The 1,468-nt window shown below is 73.0% G+C and carries 2 protein-coding genes; one reads left to right on the forward strand and one right to left on the reverse strand.

What is annotated here, in order from left to right; translation table 11 throughout:
• The coding region (locus ACNFOC_RS54300; RefSeq protein ID WP_416966299.1) for a hypothetical protein at positions 1-202 on the forward strand (202 nt) is incomplete at its 5' end.
• A 120-nt stretch (positions 203-322) separates the two neighbouring features.
• On the opposite strand, the gene ACNFOC_RS54305 is transcribed toward ACNFOC_RS54300, so the two are convergent.
• Positions 323-1,285 (reverse strand): ATP-dependent DNA ligase, encoded by a 963-nt coding sequence (locus tag ACNFOC_RS54305; protein WP_416966300.1) that lies wholly within the window; start codon positions 1,283-1,285, stop codon positions 323-325.
• Positions 1,286-1,468 lie beyond the last annotated feature (183 nt).

Consider the following 1,468-nt stretch of genomic DNA (forward strand, 5'->3'; position numbering starts at 1 on the left):
CGGCGTGTGGACCGAGGCTGGCGGAGACAGTTCGCCGGTCTGCGCGGTGGTCGGCTCCGGATGCGGCGACGCGCAGTCGTACGACCTTGTCGACTGCGTCTATCCGCACATCCCGGCCGGCGGAGACAGCCCGGCCGCCGCAGCCATCGCCGCAGCCCAGCAGACGGGCTACTTCCACCAGCCCCGGCCCGTCCTGTTCTGACCCGCAGCGCGCCAGGGCCCCGAACGGGGCCTCGTGGAGTGAGGCACCGCCTATGCGCGGGCATGTCCCGGTGACGTGCCCGCGCCATCAGGCCGCGCAGGCTGGCGAAGCACCCGGAACCTAGACCTCCCCCGAGGTCATGTCGTCACGAAGTCGCAGGAAGCGCACGGGGTGCCGGTACGTTCCCAGGTCCACAGCGGTATCGACATCGATCTCGGCGACGAGGTCGGGTACGACGGTCTGGAAGATGAGCGGCTCGGAGGCGCCCCACCCGGCGGAGAAGCGACGGCCGTGCCAGGGGTGCTCCTGCCCGGCGGGGCGCAGTGCGACGCCCAGTTTGGCTGACGCGGGCCGGGACAGCGGTGTGGAGCGGGCGATCAGCTGGAGCCGGCCGGCGGGGTCGAGACGGCCGAACAGGAGGCTCTTCGGAGCGTGAACGGTTCCGGTGACCGCTCCGATGATCCCCTCCGCCGTCGTGCGCGTCCGCAGCTTCTGCCACCCGCGCTCTCCGGGCCGGTACCGGGAGCCCGGATCCTTGATCATGACGCCCTCGACGCCCACCGTGCCCCAGGCCGGGTCCAGCCAGGACAACGCGGTCTCCCGGTCTGAGGTCTGCGGGCACAGGGCCCAGGGGGCGGCCAGTCGGCGCGAGGTGAAGAGGTCCTCGAGCGCGGCCCTGCGCCGGTGAAGGGGTTCGCCCAGGAGGACGGTTCCGGCGACTTCCAGGAGGTCGAAGACGATCAAGTGGGCGGGTTCCTGGCGGGCGGCGTGCTCCGCGGTGGCTCCCCGGCGGCGGGCTCGCCGCTGAAGGGCGGAGAAATCGAGCCCGTGCTCGCTCCACACCACCAGCTCCGCGTCCAGGACCGCCTCCACACCCAGGGCGGCCGCGGCCCGGACGATCTCCGGGAACGCTAGCCCGAGGTCCGCGCCACGCCGGGACTGGATGTAGGGCGTCGGGCGGGCGAAGACGAGGGCTCGGTAACCGTCCGCCTTCTGTTCGAACAGCGGCGGCCTTGATCCGGCGCGCGGCAGCGCGGTCACGGAGCGGGCCAGCATGGGCTCGACGGGCGGCGAGAGGTGCACCCTCCACTCCTACGCGATCCGCCCCACGCCCGCCCTTCGGCTGGCGGCCGGGACTCGGTGCCGATACGGCCGGATGCGCCTGCTGCTGGCTCAGGCGTGGCTGAGGATGACCAGCAGCGCGGTGCCCTCGGCGAGCACCTGGACGGTGAGCGCCGCCTGCCGCATCCGTACGGCCGGCGCGGC

Source organism: Streptomyces colwelliae, assembly GCF_048158785.1.
Lineage (GTDB): Bacteria > Actinomycetota > Actinomycetes > Streptomycetales > Streptomycetaceae > Streptomyces.